The sequence below is a fragment of the Pseudomonas sp. Ant30-3 genome (assembly GCF_000690905.1).
Lineage (GTDB): Bacteria > Pseudomonadota > Gammaproteobacteria > Pseudomonadales > Pseudomonadaceae > Aquipseudomonas.
The window spans coordinates 1-449 of sequence record NZ_JMCL01000205.1 but is presented as its reverse complement, the minus strand read 5'-3'; the positions used below and the strand labels follow the sequence as shown (position 1 = coordinate 449).

General features: G+C 56.6%; 1 protein-coding gene. It reads left to right on the top strand.

Translation table 11 applies throughout. The features are described 5' to 3' along the window. The coding region (locus DU29_RS0128820; protein ID WP_028624794.1) for an Hcp family type VI secretion system effector at positions 1–449 on the top strand (449 nt) is incomplete at both ends.

The following is a 449-nucleotide window of genomic DNA, read 5'->3' as shown; positions in this document are numbered from 1 at the left end:
ACCGCCGACTCCGTTGGCAACACCTATCAGGAAGGTCACGAAGACCAGGTCATGGTTCAGGCTTTCAGCCACGACGTGATCATCCCGCGTGACCCGCAATCCGGCCAGCCAACCGGTCAGCGCGTACACAAGCCAGTCTCGATCACCAAGGTCTACGACAAGTCTTCGCCACTGCTGCAAGCCGCACTGACTTCCGGCGAGCGCATGAGCGAAATCGTTATCCAATGGTTCCGTACTTCTGCTCAGGGCACCCAAGAGCACTACTACACCACCAAACTGGAAGACGCGATCATCGTCGCCATCAACAACAAGATGCACAACTGCCAGGACCCAGGCAACTCGCACTTCACCCACCTGGAAGAAGTGCAGTTCACCTACCGCAAAATCACCTGGACCCACGAAGTATCCGGTACTTCGGGTTCCGATGACTGGCGTTCCCCAGTCGTTTA